Annotated in this window: 6 protein-coding genes; 5 read left to right on the top strand and 1 reads right to left on the bottom strand. The window is 64.2% G+C overall.

Features of this window, described 5'->3' with window-relative positions:
- The first annotated feature begins 366 nt into the window (after positions 1 to 366).
- From Q0L57_RS06870 to Q0L57_RS06860, 3 genes are all read left to right on the top strand, one after another.
- Positions 367 to 489, top strand: a complete 123-nt coding sequence (locus Q0L57_RS06870; protein ID WP_296739914.1) for a hypothetical protein — start codon at positions 367 to 369, stop codon at positions 487 to 489.
- Positions 486 to 842, top strand: a complete 357-nt coding sequence (locus Q0L57_RS06865; protein ID WP_296739912.1) for a YciI family protein — start codon at positions 486 to 488, stop codon at positions 840 to 842. The genes Q0L57_RS06870 and Q0L57_RS06865 overlap by 4 nt, the downstream gene beginning before the upstream one ends.
- Before the next feature lie 116 nt (positions 843 to 958).
- Positions 959 to 1,489 (top strand): hypothetical protein, encoded by a 531-nt coding sequence (locus tag Q0L57_RS06860; RefSeq protein ID WP_296739909.1) that lies wholly within the window; start codon positions 959 to 961, stop codon positions 1,487 to 1,489.
- 12 nt (positions 1,490 to 1,501) lie between these two features.
- Here Q0L57_RS06860 and Q0L57_RS06855 read toward each other — a convergent pair whose 3' ends face one another.
- Complete coding sequence (locus tag Q0L57_RS06855) at positions 1,502 to 2,779, bottom strand: ubiquinone biosynthesis hydroxylase (protein WP_296739906.1); 1,278 nt, start codon at positions 2,777 to 2,779, stop codon at positions 1,502 to 1,504.
- Positions 2,780 to 2,884: 105 nt separating this feature from the next.
- Between Q0L57_RS06855 and tesB the strand changes: the two genes are divergently transcribed.
- Positions 2,885 to 3,748: an acyl-CoA thioesterase II gene (gene tesB / locus Q0L57_RS06850; RefSeq protein ID WP_296739904.1), complete on the top strand. Its 864-nt coding sequence runs from the start codon at positions 2,885 to 2,887 to the stop codon at positions 3,746 to 3,748.
- Positions 3,749 to 4,097: 349 nt separating this feature from the next.
- On the top strand, positions 4,098 to 4,434 hold a 337-nt coding region (locus tag Q0L57_RS06845; RefSeq protein WP_006327120.1), incomplete at its 3' end, for a P-II family nitrogen regulator.

Raw genomic sequence — 4,434 nt, 5'->3', positions numbered from 1 at the left:
CCGTCAGATTGCCTTTCCAGACGGCGTTTGCGGTGCGGTCCATGAAGTCCTCCTGGTCCTGTCGGGGTTTGCGCCGGCGGGCGCCGGCGTTCTCCCGAACTATAGCGCGAGCGCGCCGGAAGACCATGCCGATGATGCAGACTCGCCGTCGCAGGCGGCGCCGGCGAAATCTTCAAAAAAGAGCGCGTGCAAGAATGTCGACTTTCCACCGCCTGGGCCGTCCTTTGCGCGGGCCGCATATTCTCGCGGCCGAGGAGGTTCAGCATGGACAGTCTGCTTTTGACAATCTGGAATCCGGGCCGAAAGGCGCGGCGACCCGAGGATTTTTGGTCGAATCCGCCGGCGGCCGGCTTCGGGCGGCTGCTGATGGCGGCAACGATCATCGGGATCGTCGCTGGTTTCCTCGACCATGTGGCGGCGACCGAAGGCAAGCCTGACAGGATCGTCGGCGCCTTTTATGGTTCATCAACGGAAGGGAGCTCGAAATGAAATATGTGCTGCTGGTCTATGGCGAAGAAAACGACCTCTTCACGCTGACCCCGGAGCAGGGAGCCAGGCTCAACGCCGACTCGCTCGAATATACCAGGGAGCTCGACCGACAGGGTAAGCTGATCGTGGCCCAGGCGCTGCAGCCGGTAAGAACGTCGAAATCGCTGCGTCGCCGCCAGGGCAAGCGGCTCGTCACCGACGGGCCGTTCGCGGAGACCAAGGAGCAGCTCTTGGGTTTCGTGATGGTCGAGGCCGCCGATCTCGACGAGGCGTTGGCAATCGCCGAGGGCATTCCGCTCGCCGAACTGGGTACCATAGAAGTCAGGGCGATCTACGACATACCGGAGTCATGACACCGACGTATGGTTGCGGCAGCATCTTCAGCCTTTGTTCATCTGTCGCGACTGTCGCGTGTTGAAGCGATGCTGTGCTTCTCCTATGGTTGCCGGGATATTCGGGGGAACTCTGCATGCCTTTCCTGATTGCTATATTTGGCCTGCTCGGCGCGGCAGCCATCTGGTGGTATCGGCTGAAATACATGGGCGAAGCGGCGCGCGAGGTCGCGGATGCTGTCGGCCGCGTGCAAGGCAACATGCGCCGCAAGAAACTGCGCAAGCAGGCCGCGCTGTCGCCGCTGACCGCAATCGACGATCCGGTCGTGGCGGCCGCGACGTTGATCACGGCGATCGTTTCGGAACAGGGCCCGATCCTGCCGCAACGCGAAACCGCCCTCCGCGACGTGATCTCGGAGATCGTGGACAGCCCGAAGAAGACCGACGAGGCCGTCGTCTACGCCAAATGGGCCGCCTCGCAGGTCGAAGACACCACGATCGTCATCGACAAGCTGGCGCCGTTCCTGCGCGAACGCCTCGACCTGAACGAGAGGGAGGACCTGCTGCAGATGCTGAACCGCGTGGCGCGGGGCGGCGAGCAGAGCCTAAAGGTAGCCGACCAGCGGATGCTCAGGCTGCGACAGAAGCTGGGTTTCGAGGTGCATTGAGCGAAGCGATGTTCAGATCGCTTCGCCCTTGAGCAACCGCGGCGTGTCGCCGGACAGGCCCGAGGCCTGGCGGATGAAGAAATCCTTGAGTTTCGGCATGCGCTCGACGAGGCCGAGGCCGATGTCGCGCACGGCGCGAAGCGGGCCGATGTCGTTGGAAAACAGCCGGTTGAGCACGTCGGTGGTGACGCCCATCTGCAGCGTGTCGAAACGGCGCCATTGCTGGTAACGCTCAAGCACGTCGAGCGCGCCGATGTCCTGGCCGAGCCGGTCGGCCTCGACGATCACCTCGGCAAGCGCGGCGACATCCTTGAAGCCGAGATTGAGGCCCTGGCCGGCGATGGGATGGATGCCGTGAGCGGCGTCACCCGCGAGCGCTATGCGCGGCGCGACGAAGGCGCGGGCGAGCGTCAGGCCCAGCGGCCAGGCGCGCGGCGCATCAGTGACGCGGATCTCGCCGAGCTTCAGCCCGAAGCGCTGTTCCAACTCATGCTCGAAGACGAACTCGTCGCCCTCCACCAGTTTGCGGGCGTCCTCGTTGCGCTCGACCCAGACGATCGAGGAGCGGTTGGTCCCGTCCTTGTCGGGCTTGAGCGGCAGCGTGGCGAAGGGACCCGCGGGGAGGAAATGTTCCTCGGCGCGGCCGTTGTGCGGGCGCTCATGCGCCACCGTGCAGACGATGCCGGACTGGCCGTATTCCCATTTGACCGTCTTGATGCCCGCCATGTCGCGCAGCTTCGAGTTCACGCCGTCGGCGGCGACCAGCAGCCGCGCCTTCAGCGTCGCGCCGTCGGCCAGATGAACGGTGACCCCAGTGCCATTGCTGTCGAAGCCACTGACAGCCATGCCCTCGATTATGTCGATCCCGAGCTTTTCGGCACGCCGGCGCAAAGCACCGTTCATGTCCCGGTTGGCGACCATATAGGCGAAGGGCTCGCCGGGCGCGACCTCGCCGTCGAAGGTCAGGAACACGGGTCGCACCGGATCGGCGGCGCGCGAATCGGTGATGATCATCTCGGTGATCGCCTGCGCTTCCGGCGCAATCTCTTCCCAGACGCCGAGCTGCTCCAGCATGCGGCAAGCGGCGGCGGCGATTGCCGAGGCACGGCCGTCGCGCTGCCAGACGCCGGCGGGCGCCGCATCGACGACGGCGACCGCAAGGTTCGGCCGCGCCACTTTCAGCGACACCGCCGCGGTAAGGCCGACATAGCCCGCGCCCGCCACCAGCACGTCCAGCGAAGCTTCGTCCGCTCCATTCGCCCCGTTTCTATCGGGCTTGCGGTCGATCATGAGATTTTCCTTTCGCGGCTCCAGCCCACCGATAGCCATAGCAGCTTGACTGCTTGCCTCTCCTGTCCGAAACCCGCCATGGCACATCTTTGAAGGACGTGGAACATGACGGCGGCCATGGACGAGCTCCTCAGCATTCTCGACCTCGAGCAGCTCGAACACAATCTGTATCGTGGTCGCAGCCCCAAGGTCGACTGGCAGCGCGTGTTCGGCGGCCAGACGATCGCCCAGGCGCTGGTCGCCGCGCAACGCACGGTCGAGCCCGAGCGGCACGCGCATTCGCTGCACGGCTACTTCATGCGGCCCGGCGATACCAAGGTGCCGATCGTCTACGAGGTCGACCGCATCCGCGACGGCGGCTCCTTCACCACGCGCCGGGTGGTGGCGATCCAGCACGGACAGGCGATCTTCTCGCTCGAAGCATCGTTCCAGCAGGACGAGGTGGGGCTCGAGCACCAGATGCCGATGCCGCGCGACGTGCCTGCGCCCGATACGCTTCTGTCGCAGCGCGAGTTGATCGGTAAATATGGCGACGCGGTGCCGGAAGGCATCAAGCGCTACTGGGAGCGCGACCGACCGATCGAGATGAAGCCGGTGATGCTGAAGCACTATACCAGCCGTGAGAAGCTGGAGCCGGAACAGAACATCTGGATCCGCACCACCGGCCCGGTGCCGCAGGACCGCGCCACGCAGGCAGCGGTTCTCGCCTATCTCTCGGACATGACGCTGCTCGACACCTCGACCTTCGCGCATGGCCGCGCCATCTTCGACCGCGACATCCAGGCGGCCAGCCTCGACCATGCAATGTGGTTCCACCGCAGCCATTCGCTGGACGACTGGATCCTCTACACGCAAGACAGTCCATCCACGCAGGGCTCGCGCGGCTTCACGCGCGGTTCGCTGTTCGCCCGCGACGGAACCCTGATCGCCTCGGTGGCCCAGGAAGGCCTTATCCGGCTGAAGCGCTGAGCCGACTATCCCCGCGTTGCGCTGCCCGTCCGGCGGCGTGCAAGGAAAATCGGCTTGCGCCGGTTTGGCGCGGCTTTTTTGCGGCGAACCAGTGCTGCTGCCTTCAATGACGCCAATAGCTTGCAGAATAGGCAATCCCGAGATTCTGCCTATTTTTTGATCAATTGAGTCGCCGCCAATCAGAACGAAGCGCGGCCGGGGTCAGCTCATCGCCTTTGTTTACAACAGGTTAACGCCTCGCTTCGGCAATTGGCACGGAGCTTGAATCCTGTCGGGCACTCTCCGGCTCCCACGGGATCGGTGCAGTCGTGCAAACGCGGGGGACCGCAACAGCAAAGGGTGAAACCTTATGAAAATCGTGATGGCAATCATCAAGCCGTTCAAGCTCGACGAGGTGCGCGAAGCGCTCACCGCCGTCGGCATCCAGGGCCTGACCGTCACCGAAGTCAAAGGCTACGGGCGTCAGAAGGGGCATACGGAAATCTATCGCGGCGCGGAATACGCGGTCAGCTTCCTGCCCAAGATCAAGATCGAGGTCGCTGTCGGCGCCGACATGGTCGACAAGGCCGTCGAAGCCATCACCGCGGCCGCCAAGACCGGCCAGATCGGCGACGGCAAGATCTTCGTCTTCGGCATCGATCAGGCCGTGCGCATCCGCACCGGCGAAACAGACACCGACGCGCTCT

It is taken from the genome of Mesorhizobium sp., from assembly GCF_024509055.1.
Taxonomy (GTDB): domain Bacteria; phylum Pseudomonadota; class Alphaproteobacteria; order Rhizobiales; family Rhizobiaceae; genus Mesorhizobium.
This window is presented reverse-complemented; position numbering and strand designations above follow the sequence as displayed.